Here is a 14876-nt window from a genome sequence, read left to right on the forward strand (position 1 = left end):
CGATCATGTATAATAGAAGGAAATTTAAGAAATGCAGGTGACAAAACAGCAATGCCTCAATCCAAACTCTTTCGATTCGGTTATGGTATTCTATTAATCTTTCTTATTATTTGGGTTGGAACTAAAATTGACTTTCTTTTTCAACCCGTCGTCGCTTTAGTACAAACGCTCTTTTTTCCGTTTTTGCTCGGAGGCGTTTTGTACTATTTATTTCGCCCTGTCGTCCACTTTCTTTATGCGAGAAAAGTTCCAAAAACACTTTCTATTCTTCTCATCTATTTAGTTGCAATTGGACTCTTGACATTCGTTATTTATCTCATTGGCCCCATTTTGCAAAAACAGGTAAACAGCTTAATTGAAAACATGCCCGCTCTCATCAATACAATCCGCGAAAAGGTAATTGAATTGCAAAATAGCCACTGGGTAAGCCGTTTTCAAGAAAGCCACCAGTTGAATTTGGAGAAAATCTCAAATAAAATAACAGCCTACTTATCTACCGGCGTATCTATCATTAGTACAAATATCCTAAATTTTATTAGCATTATTACAAATGTCGTTATGATCTTCGTAACAGTTCCGTTCATTTTATATTACATGTTAAAAGAAGGCGAAAAGGCCCCGCAAATGGTGCTTCGCCTCTTGCCTCGTTCCCAGCAAACGAATGGAAAGCAAATTTTAGCCGATTTGGACCGCGCGCTCAGTTCTTATATTCAGGGGCAAATTTTTGTCAGCTTTTGTGTCGGGGTTATGCTTTATATCGGTTATTTAATTATCGGGATTGATTATTCTCTCATCCTTGCAATCGTCGCCATGTTTACGAATGTCATCCCTTTTCTTGGGCCGATCATCGCAATTACACCAGCCATTATCGTTGCAATCATTGATTCGCCGTTCATGATTGTAAAAGTATTAATTGTTATGGTGATCGCGCAACAAATCGAAGGAAATCTCATTTCTCCGCAAGTGATGGGCAAACAGTTGAACATTCATCCACTGACGATCATTTCCATTTTGCTCGTTGCAGGCAGCATTGGCGGGGTGCTTGGGTTAATTCTTGCCGTCCCTGTCTATGCCGTCTTAAAAGTCGTTGTTCTCCATACGTATCGCCTATGGAAGCTGCGAAAAGAGCAAAACATTGAACAAAAAATTATGCATTAAACAATAAACGAGAGGGGGATCCCCTCTCGTTTATTGTTTAACTTCTTCTTTTTCGTAAATCGGCACCCAGCCTTCTTTTGTTTTAAAAATTCGGACGGCAACGACCTTACGATCATCCATTAACGTGAAATAATGCCTGTAGTTTTCGGGTACGGAAATTAAATCTCCCGGTTCAAGCTCAACATCGAAGAAACGCCCGTCTGTTCCTTCTATGGCAAAAATCCCGTGTCCGCTAACGATAAATCGGACTTCATCATCAGAGTGGTGGTGTTCTTGAATAAAGTTTTTCAATAAGTCCTCAAGATTAGGTGTATTTGGAGAAAGCGAGATCACATCCGCTGTTAAATACCCTCTTCTTTCTGAAATGTCAGCAATTTCTTGGCGGAATACTTGAAGAATTTCCTCTTTATCTTCTTCTGTTAAAGCGTAGTTTTCTTGAAGATGTTTTGGCAGTTTTTCAATATCCCATTTTTCATAGATAACGCCATGGCCCTCTAAATATTGAACGACTTCTTCCGCTTTTTCCACTCTTTCATTATTATCATGGAACCGCAATTGTGCCATTATTCATTCCTCCTAAAGGTTAATCAATTTATTTTGATAAGATGGGGCAATTTCCGCTTGTAACAATTGCTTTATTTTTAAATGATACGAGAATAAAAACTCGAAAGCTTCTAAATGTTTTTTCGCTTCAAAGCCGTTTTTCCCCCATACCGTTATCCCATGGTTTCGAATAAGAACCGCTTTTGTTTCAGGTGTAATGCGGTTTGCGACTTCTTTGGCCAGCACGTTTAAATCGGCGTAGTTTTCAACAATCGGTATCGAAATTTCCCCATTTTCTTCCCAAATGCCAAACGCTTTGATCAATTCTTGCCCTTTAAATGTAATCTTTCCAACTTTTGCGTAAAGTTCAGAAATGACGTTATTGTCGATCGTATGAACATGAAGGCAGCATCCTGCATCGGTTAACTTGTATACTTCACAATGAATACCTGTTTCAGCTGAAGCTTTTAAATGGGTAGCTTCTACTGGCTTTCCGTCACCGTCTACAAGCAAGAAGTCATCATCCGTCCGTTTCCGCTTATCTTTCCCGCTTGCCGTCACTAGAAACGTCAATGGATGGTCGCCGACTTTTATCGATAAGTTGCCGCTTGTCCCCGGGAACCAATCGCGGGCCGCCAGCTCCAGCCAGCGTTCTTCAAAAATGCTCATAGGTTAACCTCCTTTTGCTTAATTGATCGATAATTTCATAGAACGTTTCAAACGGCGTATAGGAGATGTTATTTTCCTCACATTTTTCAATTAAGAAATCACGGGCAAACACCTCATCTGCCTGTTTCGCCGCCTGTAAATCGGTAATGGAGTCGCCAATCACGATTTTATGGTACTTGCTTGAATCAAACCTTCGAAGAATCGTCGGTTTGCAGCAACCGCAATCATTGCCGCATGCATCGTCACATGCGTGTGGCCAGAGGATCCGGACTGACTCTCCTGTAAAATCGCTGCCATTACAATAAATATGATCTTCTGGTATAACTCCTTGAAGCAGCGGATAAACAAAAAAATCAATGCCTCCGCTGACGATATAAAGCGGGATGCCCTGTTCTTTTGTATAGTCTACAAATGCATGAAAACCGTCTCTTACTTTCGCCTGCGAAAGGACAAATTCGGTAATCTCATCTTTTTTGCTTGATGGCAGGAGGGAAAATAGCTTTCCGACACCTTCACGAATGGATATTTGTTGCCCGAGAATTTGCTCTTTAATGTTCTCCCATCCTAACGGGGCAAATTGTTTCATAATCGCAATGATGTTATCATTTTCAGTCACTGTGCCGTCAAAATCGCAAAAAATGACTCCGGTCTTCTTCATGCCTTCACTGCCCCTCCCCACAGGTTAAGTGCGGCTCGTAAGGACTCGCTGTTAGCGGCCGTTTCTTCTAAGCTCTCATCCCTTAAGATTCCGTCAATCGCATCCCTGAAGGCTTTTCCTCCTTCTGATGCGCCGCCGGGATGTCCGTGAATCCCACCGCCTGCATTGATCACACTGTCGATTCCAAAGTCTTGAATGAGCTGCGGCGTAAGGCCCGGATGAATGCCTGCTGATGGAACCGGGAACGAACGCTTCACCTTTATCTCGTCCGTTGTTAATTCCTCCGCAATGCCAAGGGCCTCTTCTTTCTTCAGCGCCACACTGCCATATGGCGAAGGGAAAAGGGAAAAATCAGCACCGACCACCCTCAGGGCTTTCCCAAGAAGGAGCGGGTTTGCGATGCCATACACCTTTGAAGGGGTCATCGCTCCGGAAAATGAGGGATGGGCCATAATTGGGATGGTGATATCCGGATCTTCGGCGAGCGATTGCAATACGTCAAGGCCATATGTAAACACGTTAAACAAAAGCGCGCTTGCCCCGAGCTCTACGGCCCGTTTTGCTTTATCTTTCAATTCATATGTACGGCCTGTCAAGTTCACGGCATACAATGTCTTCTCCCCCGTTATTGCTTCCGTCTCTTTTAAGACTTCAACTGCCGCTTTAATTCGTTCGTCAAAGGAAGTGAGCGGATTGTCAAATAAAATTTCATCATCTTTCACAAGGTCGACGCCGCCCAGCGCCTGCTCTTTTAGTTGCTTTTTGAAAAACGTGAGGTCACGGCCGATCATTCCTTTAAAAATACTCATTAAAAGCGGGCGGCCATGAACCCCTAGCACCTTTCGTATCCCGTCAATTCCATAAGATGGGCCTGGAAATGCGCTTAAAAGCTCTTCAGAAAAATCAAGGTCAACCAATTTTACTTCCCCGTCTAACGATAACTTGCCAAAGACAGTCGTCAAAATGGCCGGCAAGTCGGAAGAGAAATTTGCGGCCGGATAAGCAATTTTGAGGAGCCCTCTCGATCGCTTCTTCCCAAAATAGGCGTTTACTTTCTCATCTTCGGAAAGTTCTGTTACCTCTACAACCCGGCCTTTATGGTTCTTTAGCTGCTCCTTTTCCAATTCCGGCAAATCCGTCCACGTCCCAACCGTTAAACCAAGCGCGATGCTTTCAGCTTTTTTTTCTAAATGGGTTCCTTTATCGTGAACAAGATACGTTGCTGTTACAACACTCATGTACTCCACTCCCTGTATCAATCAGTCTTCAAAGGCTCGTGATCCTTTGGCTGGCTAAATTAAAAATGCCTCTTCCCATAAGGAAGAGGCATTCAATAGACAATCTCACCGCTTCCTCTCATCTCTCAGCTTAACGCTGCAAGAATTAGCACCGTTTTCACCTGGTGGCGTTCAAAAAGCCATTATCGACGTTTGAACACCAACGAAAGTGAGTCGGTTGCCGGGTTTCATCGGGCCAGTCCCTCCACCTGCTCTTGATAAGAGAAATTACAAATTGTTTGAATATTAATTTTACTAGTGATTATGACAGGCAAATCATGATCTGTCAATTATTTTTTTAAAAAAGGTTAAGCTTTGCCATCCGATCGGCCGCTTCAACTAAACGATCTTCGCCGCATAAAAGACCGACGCGGACATATCCTTCTCCACTTTCCCCAAACCCGATTCCCGGTGCGACGACGACATGGGCTTTTTCCAATAGCAAGTCGGCAAAGCTTTCCGAAGTATACCCATCCGGAACAGGCAGCCAGCAAAAGAAGGACCCTTTTGGTGCTTCAACCTTCCAACCGACTTCATTCAAGCGGTGGATAAAAGCGTTTCTGCGGCTTTCATATGTTGCGACGAGCTCCGTGACGCAATCCTGCGGTCCTAACAACGCAGTTGCCGCCGCTTCCTGTACGGCGCCAAACAAGCTGACATAAAAATGGTCTTGAATGAGATTGATGCTCTTAATGACGCTTTCGTTTCCGACCGCAAAAGCGACACGCCAGCCCGCCATGTTATACGTTTTACTCAATGTGTAAATTTCGATGCCAACCTCTTTTGCCCCCTGAATTTCGAGGAAGCTGACCGGTTTTTTTCCGTCAAAACCAATTGCCCCATAGGCAAAATCGTGAACGACAAGAATATCATTTTCTTTAGCGAGATGAATCGTTTCCTCGAAAAATTCTTTCGTCGCAACCGCCGCCGTCGGGTTGTTCGGATAGTTTAAAAACATTAATTTTGCTTTGTCTAATACGTCTTTTTCGATTTCGTTGTAATCAGGCAAAAATTGATTTTCTTCTTTTAGAGGCATCATGGCCATTTCCGCTCTTGCCATCGCAATCCCTGACCAATAATCCGGATAGCCCGGATCAGGAACGAGTGCGATGTCCCCTGGATTTAAAAAACATTGAGAAATTTCGACGAGTCCAACTTTTCCGCCAAACAGGATGGCGACTTCTCTTTTCGGATCAATTTCCACTCCATATTCGCGTTTATAAAAGGATGCCACTGCTTCCTTTAAAAAATCATAGCCGGTAAAAGGGGGATATTTATGATAGGCCGGATTTACCGCCGCTTCTTGCAATGCGGCAACAATATGCGCCGGCGTCGGCTGGTCCGGATTTCCTTGCCCGAGATTAATGACATCATGCCCTTGTTCGATTATTCTCGCAACTTTCTGAACAAGTTTTGCAAAAAATTGATCAGGAAGCTGATTTAATACGTCCGCTTGTTCAAACTGTTTCAACCATGCCACATCCTATCAATAAAAGTCCATAAATTCTAATGAATAATGGTATATCTAAAAATCGAAATTGTCAAAGAAGAAAAACCGAAGTGGATTTCATCCGACTTCGGTTTTCCTATTTCGCTATGGGAAATAGCAGTTCCGCTTCCCGACTTGGCACAGGCTTGCTGATCAAGTACCCTTGTGCAAGCTCACAGCCGTATTGCCGCAGAAGGTTCATTTGATCTTCTTTTTCGATTCCTTCTGCAAGCGGAATGACGGATAGGCCTTTGCACATCGTAATGATCGCCTGGACGATTGATGCATCGGATGAATCGAAGCTTGTAGATGATAGATTCCGAATAAACGAGCGATCAATTTTTAATATATCGATCGGGAAATCCTTCAAATAGCTAAGGGAACTATATCCCGTTCCAAAGTCATCAACAGAAAGCTTTACTCCCAACAGCTTTAATTCCTTCATAATCGCCAGGCTGTATTGAACGTTTTCGATCATAATGCTTTCCGTTAATTCAAGATGCAAGTATTGCGGTTCAATCCCTGTTCGCAATATGGCGTCCCTTACTTGATAGACGAATTCCCTGTTTTGAAATTGCCGGCCTGATACATTGACTGAAATAGAAATGTTTGTCACGCCTAATTTATTCCATTTTTTTAATTGGTTACAAGCTGTATATAATACCCATTTTCCGATCGGTTCAATTAAACCCGTTTCTTCCGCAAGCGGGATAAATTGTGCAGGAGATACTAGTCCGAGCTTCGGATGGTTCCACCGGACGAGCGCTTCAAACGCAATCAGTGATCCGTCATCAAGAAACACTTGCGGCTGGTAGAACAATTCCAATTCATTTTTTGGAATCGCTTTTCGCAAATCACGCTCCATTTCAATTCGTTTAACGATGAAATCATTCATTTCACCTTCATAAAATTCTAATCCGTCTCTTCCACGTTGTTTTGCCCGGTGAAGGGCGATATCGGCATTTTTAATTAACGTTTCTACCGTCGCCCCATCTTCAGGGTACATGCTGATTCCGATCGATGCTGTCATTAAAAACTCTTGCCCGTTAAATAAATAAGGCGTTTTCAACGACTTTGTAAAATTTGTGACAAGTTCGCTAATCTCTTGAATGTCCGAAACATTTTCAACGATAAGAGTGAACTCGTCACCGGTAAAACGGCAAAGAGTCCCCCTTCCGCCAATTCCTTCTAGAAGCCGGTTTGATAAAAATTGTAAAATTTGATCCCCGATTTGATGTCCGAGACTTTCATTAATCCATTTAAATTGATCGATATCGATAAAAATAACAGCGAGCTTTTCTTTGCTTCCCATTGCTTTTTCAATCGCTTTTGAAAGCCTTTTTTCAAACGATATGCGATTGGGCAGGCCCGTCAATGGATCATAGCAAGCCAATTGGGTGATTTTTTTCTCATATTCCCTTTGCCTCGTTATGTTTTTGCTAATAAAATATATGCCTATTACATTTTCATCAATGATGATCGGGATCGTCATTAAACAAAAATCAAATGTTTCCCCGCTTTTGTGAATCATCTTAGCAGGACTCTGCCCGCTTTTGCCATCAAACGTTTCTTTGATCAGCAACTCGACATCATTTTTATATTCGCAAGCAATATAATTTATGATATTTGTATGAATAACTTCATCGATCCCATATCCAAGGGCCTTTGAAAGGGCTTGATTGACACTTGTAATTTGTCCTGAAAAATCGAGCGAAAAAATTAAGTCTGGATGTTGTTCAAATAGTAATTTATACATTTGCTCTCTATTTTTCGTTTCCATCATACACCTCAATTGTAAAAAACATTTTTACCTTTATATCGTCACCAATGCAGAATTTGTTAATAAAAATAGCCGTCTTTTAAAAAGACGGCTTCAATTTAATAAATGATGAAATAACCATAATAAAAGACGAGAAGGATTGATAGAAAAAATAACACCCAGTATCGAATCTTCGAATCCCTTCTTTGAGTTCGAATGATGATCATTTCCATTAATGAAACGACAATCAGGCCAAGAATCGCTTTCACATAAATCGGACCTGGATTGACAACTCCAGGTGTTGTCACCCACTTCACAATAAGAATCACGCCTGAGGCGATGACCAATATGTAGATTACTCTTAAAATCATATGGGCGATGTTCGAAGCTTTCGGAATCCCTCTTTTATATAAAAAATAGGTGATGACAAAAAGAATGAGGGACAGCGCCCATGTAGCAACATGCAATTGAAGCATTTTTTTCCTCCTGCGTATGTATAAAAATCTCAATTCTACTATATCACGAAATCGCAGCATTTTCGAAAGCTCATTTTTTGTAAAAAATTTCTTTACCTTGGCATACTAATAAAGGTTGAAAAATCTTAAATGGGAGTGTGAAGCATGAAAAAAACGGAAGCCATTATTTCGAAAACGGAAGAATTCGGCGCAAAAAACTATCATCCATTGCCAATCGTTATTTCTACAGGTGAAGGGGTCTGGGTGACGGATCCTGAAGGGAACAAATATATGGATATGTTAAGCGCCTATTCGGCTGTCAACCAGGGGCACCGCCACCCGAAAATCATTGCTGCATTAAAAGAGCAGGCTGATCGGATTACGTTGACGAGCCGCGCCTTTCATAATGACCAGCTCGGAGATTTTTACGAAAAAGTGAGCCATTTAACGAAAAAAGACATGGTTCTTCCAATGAATACTGGAGCCGAAGCGGTTGAGACGGCCTTTAAAGCGGTCAGGCGGTGGGGTTATGAGGTGAAGGGAATCCCCGCAAACCAGGCGGAAGTTATCGTTTTTGAAGGAAACTTTCACGGCCGGACGATGACGGCTGTGTCGATGTCGTCTGACCCTGAGTACCAGCGCGGATTTGGCCCGATGCTCCCTGGAATTAAGCAAGTGCCGTATGGCGATCTGGATGCCTTAAAAAACGCAATGACAGCAAATACGGCAGCTATTATTATTGAACCCATTCAAGGCGAGGCAGGAATCGTTATCCCGCCAACAGGCTTTTTAAAGGCAGCTTATGACTATTGCAAAGAAAACAACGCATTGTTTGTCGCGGACGAAATTCAATCAGGGCTTGCCCGATCAGGTAAAATGTTTGCCTGTGATTGGGAAGAAGTCGTCCCGGATGTCTATATACTTGGCAAGGCGCTCGGCGGCGGAGTAATGCCGATTTCGTGCGTCGCTGCAAATAAAGATATTTTAGCGGTCTTTAATCCTGGTTCGCACGGTTCGACATTTGGCGGAAACCCTTTAGCCTGTGCCGTCTCGGTTGCTTCACTGGATGTGTTGATCGATGAAAAGCTTGCCGATCGCTCTCTTCAATTAGGAGAATACTTCCTTGAAAGACTGAAAGAGATCAATAATCCTGCCATTAAGGAAGTGCGCGGCCGCGGCTTATTTATCGGGGTTGAACTAAAAGAGGCAGCCCGTCCATATTGTGAACGTTTAAAGGAAAAAGGCTTGCTTTGTAAGGAAACACACGAAAACGTCATTCGTTTCGCCCCGCCTCTTATTATTTCTGAAGAAGATCTGAACTGGGCAATTGAACGTATTAAGAAAGTTCTATCAGCATAATCGGATTCCATAAGAACAAAAAAACGAAGCGGTATTCGCTTCGTTTTTTAGTGTTAAAAAGCTTTAACCATCCCGCCGTCGATCAAAAAAGCCTGTCCGGTCACATACGTATTGGCCTCGGAGCCTAAGAAAACGATAACACGGGCAAACTCTTCCGGCGTTCCGTAACGGCCAAGCGGGATCGTTTGTTCCAGTTCGTTCTTTACGTCCTCTACACTTATCCCTTTTTTCCCGGCAATCACCTGATCCAATTCCTTAATTCGATCGGTTCCGATTCTGCCAGGACCGATTGTATTAATTAAAATTTGATCTTTCGCCAGCTCCTGGGACAAACTTTTCGCCAATCCCATAATTGCCGTACGAAATGTATTGGATAAAATCAAGCCGTCAATTGGTTGCTTAAATGAAGACGATGCGATGTTGACAATCCGTCCTCCTCCGTTTTTCCGCATATGCGGCAACACTTCCCTCACCGCGCGGATCATGCTTTGCAATGTAAGTTGGAAGGCATATTCCCACTCTTCATCGCCAAAGTCATCGAAAGTCCCTGCCGGCGGTCCGCCCGCATTATTAATTAACACATCGACGTTTCCGAAGGCGTCAACTGTTTTTTGAACGAGGTTTTTGATATCTTCTTTTTTGGTGATGTCACATACTTCATATTCAATGCGGCTTCCGGTTTTTTCTTTGATTTCTTTCGCCGTCGCTTTTAACGTTTCCCCATCCCGGCCTGTAATCATGACCCTGGCGCCTTCTTCGGCATATTTCATCGCCGTCGCTTTCCCAAGCCCCTTGCTGGATGCAAGGACTAGCACTGCTTTATTTGTTAAGCCTAAGTCCATGTTTATTCTCCTCTCTTAAGTAAAACTCGTTTTAAATGCCGATGCTGACAAATTTCGTTTCGAGGTACGCCTCCATCCCCTCTGTTCCTCCTTCGCGGCCGATTCCGCTTTCTTTCATGCCGCCAAAAGGCCCTTGAGCGGTTGATGGCATTCCGTCATTCCAACCGACAATCCCGTATTCAAGCCCTTCAACAACTCTCGTCCCGCGCGTCAAACTTTCGGTAAACACGTAAGCGGCTAAGCCGAATGGGCTGGAATTCGAAAGCTGGATCCCTTCTTCATCCGATGAGATTTTATGGACGGGGACAACCGGCCCGAACGTTTCCTCATTCATAATGAGCATGTCCTGTGTGACGTCTTTAATGACCGTCGGTTCATAGAAATAGGCGTTTCCTTTTTCAATGCCTTTTCCGCCAAGCACGATTTTCGCTCCGTTCTTTTCAGCATCCTCGACTTGTTTGACAATTTTTTCATAGCCATCTTTATTGATGATCGGACCGATGTCGACCCCATCTTCCATTCCGTTGCCGACTTTTAGCTTGCTTGTTTTTTCAACGAGCATATCGACGAATCGTTCATAAATCTGTTCATGGGCATAAACCCTGTTCACACAAATGCAAGTTTGGCCAGCATTTCGAAATTTCGAAGCAACGATTCCCTCGACTGCTTTTTCAAGATCGGCATCATCGAGAACGATAGCAGGTGCGTGGCCGCCGAGCTCCATCGAAACTTTTTTGACCGTTTTTGCGCTTTGTTCAATTAATAACTTTCCTACGACAGTTGATCCTGTAAACGTCATTTTGCGGACTTTTTCATTTTCCATCAGTTCTCCGGCAATTTCTTTCGGGTCACCTGTCACAAGATTGATGACACCTTTAGGGAATCCCGCCTTTTCACTTAATTCAACGAGCTTGACGGCGGATAACGGCGTATCTTCCGGCGGCTTAACGATGAACGTGCATCCTGCAGCCAGTGCCGGAGCCATCTTTCTTGTAATCATCGCGGCCGGAAAATTCCATGGCGTAATTGCCGCAACAACGCCAACAGGCTGCTTGATGACTTGCAGCCTTTTATTTTGCGCGCTTGCCGGGATTGTCCTGCCATATATCCGTTTCGCTTCTTCGGCATACCATCTAATGAAGGAAGCAGCATAATCGACTTCACCGCGCGACTCTTTCAACGGCTTTCCCATTTCGAGTGTCATGAGTTTGGCGATTTCTTCTTTTTCCTCCATCATTAAATCATAAAGCTTCATCAAATACTCCGCACGATCATAGGCGGTTAATTTTGACCAGGAAGGAAAAGCGCGGTGGGCCGCTTCGATTGCCGCCACCGTTTCTTTCGTGCCTGCCTTTGCCACCGTTCCAATTCGTTCACCGGTTGCAGGGTTATGTACTTCCATTTTGTCAAGCTCGTGGCCTGTCCATTCGCCGTTAATAAAAAGAACTTTATCCACGTGTTAGCCCTCCCTTATGATGTATATCCTTATTTCTCTACCATTTGCCGCTTTTCGGTATTCGAAACATCATTAGTATACTTCATTACGTAGGGTCCCAATTCCTTCAACCGTAATTTCAATCAAATCTCCCGTTTTCAAAAATTTGGGCGGATTGAATCCTTTACCGACTCCTGCCGGGGTTCCGGTTGCGATAATGTCGCCTGGCTCTAATGTCATTCCTTTTGAAATGGTAGAGATGATTTCAGGGATCGAGAAAATGAAATCTTTCGTATTTGCCCGCTGGCGAATTTCACCGTTAACTTTTGTTTCTATAGCGAGTGACTCCGGGTTTTGAATGGCCGATCGATGGACAAGATACGGACCCATAGGACAGCTTGAATCGAGGCTTTTTCCGAGGAAAAATTGTTTATGGCGCGCCTGAAGGTCACGTGCCGTCACATCATTAATGATCGTATAGCCGAACACATAATCATATGCTTCCTCTGCCGGGATTCCAATTCCTCTCTTCCCGATGACAACCGCCAGTTCCCCTTCGTAATCCAACTCACTTGTCACATCAGAATGTGCAAGTATTCGTTCCTGATGGCCGATAACGGTTGTCGGCGCCTTCGTAAACATCATAATATGTTTCGGAATATCGTCTATGCTCCCCATTTCAATCGCATGGTCTTTGTAATTTTTACCAACACATAAAATGTTTTTTCTTGGGGAAGGAATCGGTGCAAGAAGACAAAGATCCGGGTGGCTAATATCGTATGTAAATCGATGAGGGTCACCGCTTCTTAACTTTTCCAACAATACGTTCGTAGCATGAAGAAAGTCTTCTCCGCGTTCAATCCCTTCCAGCAAACTTTCCGGATAGCCGATTTTCATTTCACTGGCAGCAAGCGAGAGGTTATACACTTTTTTTACACCTTCGTCCATCATACCGATAAATCTCTCGCCGCCTAAACTAGCCGTTACGAATCTCATCTTCTCCCTCCCACTATACACATTAAAGTTTCTTAAACGCTTCATCATAAAGTTTGGCCATTTTAAAATCCAATTCAGTAAGGCCGCTTACATCCTTCGTCGTCAATTTAATCGTCACACGCTTATAATCAATCGTTATGACGGGATGATGGTTGAATGATTCAGAAAGTTGGCCGATTTCCTCGGCAAATTGAATGCCTTTTAAGTATTCTTCAAAACGATACTCTTTCACAAGCCATTTTCCGCCGGTTAACTTCCAATCTTGATGCTTGTTTAATTGTTTTTCAATGTCTTGACTATTCAATCGTTCCAAAATAAATCACCCTGCCCTTCTCCTTCTTATTCCCATGATACCTTTCGATAAAACGATTCGTCAAAAAATGTACATGCATTTTTATAAAAGGCTCTTGATGTGCTAAAATAATATGTCCACTTTTTTTACTAACATAGATTTGAGGGATCGAAATGAACATTGTAGTGAGCACACTCAATGCGAAATATATTCATACATGTCTTGCACTCCGATATTTAAAAGCCTATAGCGCTCCTGAGTTCGATGTTAAAATGGCGGAATATACGATTAAAGATCCAGCCATTAACATCGTCACCGACCTGTATTCGAAACGCGCGGATGTCATCGGCTTCAGCTGTTACATTTGGAATATTGAAGAAACGATTAAAGTGATTCAAATGTTGAAAAAAATCCAGCCCGAATTAACAATTGTCCTCGGTGGCCCGGAAGTGTCGTATGATGTTGCCTATTGGCTTAAGCGCATACCTGAGGTAGACTTCATAGTTGTGAATGAAGGCGAAATGACCTTTAAGCATTTTTTAACCGAGCATTTTGGCAAGCGGCGTTACGAAGAAGTCAACGGTTTAGCATGGCGCAAAGAAGGGGAGGCGATCATTAATCCCCCGCGCGAAAAGCTCGATTTAAAAACCGTTCCAAGCCCATTCCGGTTTGAACAAGACGTCAAGCAATTATCGAAGCGAGTGACGTATTTTGAGACGTCCAGAGGCTGTCCCTATTCGTGCGCATTTTGCCTTTCGTCCATCGAAGTCGGCGTTCGTTACTTCGACATTCAAAAAGTGAAGGAAGACCTTATCTTTTTAATGGACAATGGGGCGAAAACGATTAAGTTTGTTGACCGTACGTTTAATATAAGACGAGATTATGCCCTTGAAATGTTTCAATTTTTAATCGAAAACCGCCGCCCCGGCGTTGTTTTTCAATTCGAAATTACGGCTGACATAATGCGCCCGGAAGTCATCGCTTATTTAAATGAGCATGCGCCGAAAGGATTGTTCCGTTTTGAAATTGGTGTACAATCGACCAACGATCATGTGAACGAACTTGTCCAACGCAGGCAAAATTTTGAAAAACTCTCACGAACCGTTTTAACCGTCAAGAAAGGTGGAAAAATCGCCCAGCATTTAGATCTAATTGCCGGACTGCCGGAAGAAGATTATCAATCCTTTAAGAAGACGTTCAATGATGTTTTCGCTTTTGGTGTCGAAGAAGTCCAGCTCGGATTCTTAAAAATGCTGCGCGGAACGGGATTGCGCTTAACTGCCGACCGCCACGATTACGTGTATATGGATCATTCGCCATATGAAATTTTAGGAAATAATGTGTTAAGCTTTGACGATATCATTAAAATTAAACAAGTCGAAGATGTCCTTGAGAAATATTGGAATGACCATCGCATGGATGCCACGATCCAATATTTAATCAAGCATGTATTCGACTCACCTTTTGACTTTTTCCAGGAATTCGGCGCTTTCTGGGAAAGAAATGGATGGTCCCGCATCGGTCATCAACTTGAAGATTTATTTACCCGTTTACGCAAGTTTTTAATCAACCGCGGCATAAGTCAAATGGATATTGTGGAGAATTTGATGAAATATGATTATTTTATCCGGCAAAAACATAAGCCGAATAAATCGTGGTGGAGCGAATCACTTTCAAAAGAAGAAGTTGCAGCCTATCGAAAAGTGCTGGCAGATGCGCCGGAAATTGTATCGGAGGCGTTTAAAGAAAACGGGCTGGCCGAAAAAGATTTGATCAAGCATACGATTATCAACTCTGTTCCTTTTGATCTCGATCACTATGTCAATACAGGCGAATTAGTAAGAACTCCTGTTTTGTCGATTTTTTACTATCATCCGAAAAAGCATGAAGCCTATCATTATTCCGTGCCATTAAAGAAGCTTAATACTAATTTATCCGCTTAAA

14 protein-coding genes and 1 riboswitch are annotated in these 14876 nt (G+C 43.0%); of the genes, 3 read left to right on the forward strand and 11 right to left on the reverse strand.

Annotation, left to right across the window (positions count from 1 at the left end; translation table 11 throughout):
• The first annotated feature begins 51 nt into the window (after positions 1 to 51).
• On the forward strand, positions 52 to 1158 hold the full coding sequence (locus H538_RS0102075) for an AI-2E family transporter (RefSeq protein ID WP_026676153.1): 1107 nt from the start codon (positions 52 to 54) through the stop codon (positions 1156 to 1158).
• Positions 1159 to 1188: 30 nt separating this feature from the next.
• Here the strand turns inward: H538_RS0102075 and H538_RS0102080 are convergent, their stop codons facing one another.
• The 7 genes from H538_RS0102080 to H538_RS0102110 form a co-directional block, all read right to left on the reverse strand.
• Positions 1189 to 1722 (reverse strand): 1,2-dihydroxy-3-keto-5-methylthiopentene dioxygenase, encoded by a 534-nt coding sequence (locus H538_RS0102080; RefSeq protein ID WP_026676154.1) that lies wholly within the window; start codon positions 1720 to 1722, stop codon positions 1189 to 1191.
• Positions 1723 to 1734: 12 nt separating this feature from the next.
• Positions 1735 to 2370, reverse strand: coding sequence for a methylthioribulose 1-phosphate dehydratase (locus tag H538_RS0102085; RefSeq protein ID WP_026676155.1), 636 nt, complete (start codon positions 2368 to 2370; stop codon positions 1735 to 1737).
• Positions 2357 to 3028 carry a 2-hydroxy-3-keto-5-methylthiopentenyl-1-phosphate phosphatase gene (locus H538_RS0102090; RefSeq protein ID WP_026676156.1) on the reverse strand — a complete coding sequence of 224 codons (672 nt, stop codon included), beginning with the start codon at positions 3026 to 3028 and terminating at the stop codon, positions 2357 to 2359. Before H538_RS0102090 ends, H538_RS0102085 begins: the two co-directional genes overlap by 14 nt.
• Complete coding sequence (locus tag H538_RS0102095; RefSeq protein ID WP_026676157.1) at positions 3025 to 4266, reverse strand: 2,3-diketo-5-methylthiopentyl-1-phosphate enolase; 1242 nt, start codon at positions 4264 to 4266, stop codon at positions 3025 to 3027. Before H538_RS0102095 ends, H538_RS0102090 begins: the two co-directional genes overlap by 4 nt.
• A 115-nt stretch (positions 4267 to 4381) precedes the next feature.
• Positions 4382 to 4530, reverse strand: a riboswitch (SAM riboswitch).
• Between the two features lie 73 nt (positions 4531 to 4603).
• Positions 4604 to 5776 carry a pyridoxal phosphate-dependent aminotransferase gene (locus tag H538_RS0102100; RefSeq protein WP_026676158.1) on the reverse strand — a complete coding sequence of 391 codons (1173 nt, stop codon included), beginning with the start codon at positions 5774 to 5776 and terminating at the stop codon, positions 4604 to 4606.
• A gap of 115 nt (positions 5777 to 5891) precedes the next feature.
• Complete coding sequence (locus tag H538_RS22885; protein ID WP_051291199.1) at positions 5892 to 7574, reverse strand: EAL domain-containing protein; 1683 nt, start codon at positions 7572 to 7574, stop codon at positions 5892 to 5894.
• 98 nt (positions 7575 to 7672) lie between these two features.
• A complete protein-coding gene (locus H538_RS0102110; protein ID WP_026676159.1) occupies positions 7673 to 8029 on the reverse strand; it encodes a YisL family protein in 357 nt (118 codons plus the stop codon).
• Between the two features lie 144 nt (positions 8030 to 8173).
• Between H538_RS0102110 and H538_RS0102115 the strand changes: the two genes are divergently transcribed.
• Positions 8174 to 9367 (forward strand): ornithine--oxo-acid transaminase, encoded by a 1194-nt coding sequence (locus tag H538_RS0102115; RefSeq protein WP_026676160.1) that lies wholly within the window; start codon positions 8174 to 8176, stop codon positions 9365 to 9367.
• A 53-nt stretch (positions 9368 to 9420) separates the two neighbouring features.
• Here H538_RS0102115 and H538_RS0102120 read toward each other — a convergent pair whose 3' ends face one another.
• The 4 genes from H538_RS0102120 to H538_RS0102135 all read right to left on the reverse strand — a co-directional run bounded on the left by H538_RS0102120 (position 9421) and on the right by H538_RS0102135 (position 12953).
• On the reverse strand, positions 9421 to 10209 hold the full coding sequence (locus tag H538_RS0102120) for an SDR family oxidoreductase (protein ID WP_026676161.1): 789 nt from the start codon (positions 10207 to 10209) through the stop codon (positions 9421 to 9423).
• Positions 10210 to 10240: 31 nt separating this feature from the next.
• Positions 10241 to 11665 (reverse strand): NAD-dependent succinate-semialdehyde dehydrogenase, encoded by a 1425-nt coding sequence (locus H538_RS0102125; protein WP_026676162.1) that lies wholly within the window; start codon positions 11663 to 11665, stop codon positions 10241 to 10243.
• Between the two features lie 72 nt (positions 11666 to 11737).
• Positions 11738 to 12640: a fumarylacetoacetate hydrolase family protein gene (locus tag H538_RS0102130; protein WP_026676163.1), complete on the reverse strand. Its 903-nt coding sequence runs from the start codon at positions 12638 to 12640 to the stop codon at positions 11738 to 11740.
• A 22-nt stretch (positions 12641 to 12662) separates the two neighbouring features.
• Positions 12663 to 12953 (reverse strand): 4a-hydroxytetrahydrobiopterin dehydratase, encoded by a 291-nt coding sequence (locus H538_RS0102135; protein ID WP_026676164.1) that lies wholly within the window; start codon positions 12951 to 12953, stop codon positions 12663 to 12665.
• A gap of 152 nt (positions 12954 to 13105) precedes the next feature.
• Between H538_RS0102135 and H538_RS0102140 the strand changes: the two genes are divergently transcribed.
• On the forward strand, positions 13106 to 14875 hold the full coding sequence (locus H538_RS0102140) for a B12-binding domain-containing radical SAM protein (RefSeq protein WP_026676165.1): 1770 nt from the start codon (positions 13106 to 13108) through the stop codon (positions 14873 to 14875).
• The last annotated feature ends 1 nt before the right edge of the window (position 14876 follow it).

The sequence above is a fragment of the Fictibacillus gelatini DSM 15865 genome, assembly GCF_000430745.1.
GTDB classification, from domain to species: domain Bacteria; phylum Bacillota; class Bacilli; order Bacillales; family Fictibacillaceae; genus Fictibacillus_A; species Fictibacillus_A gelatini.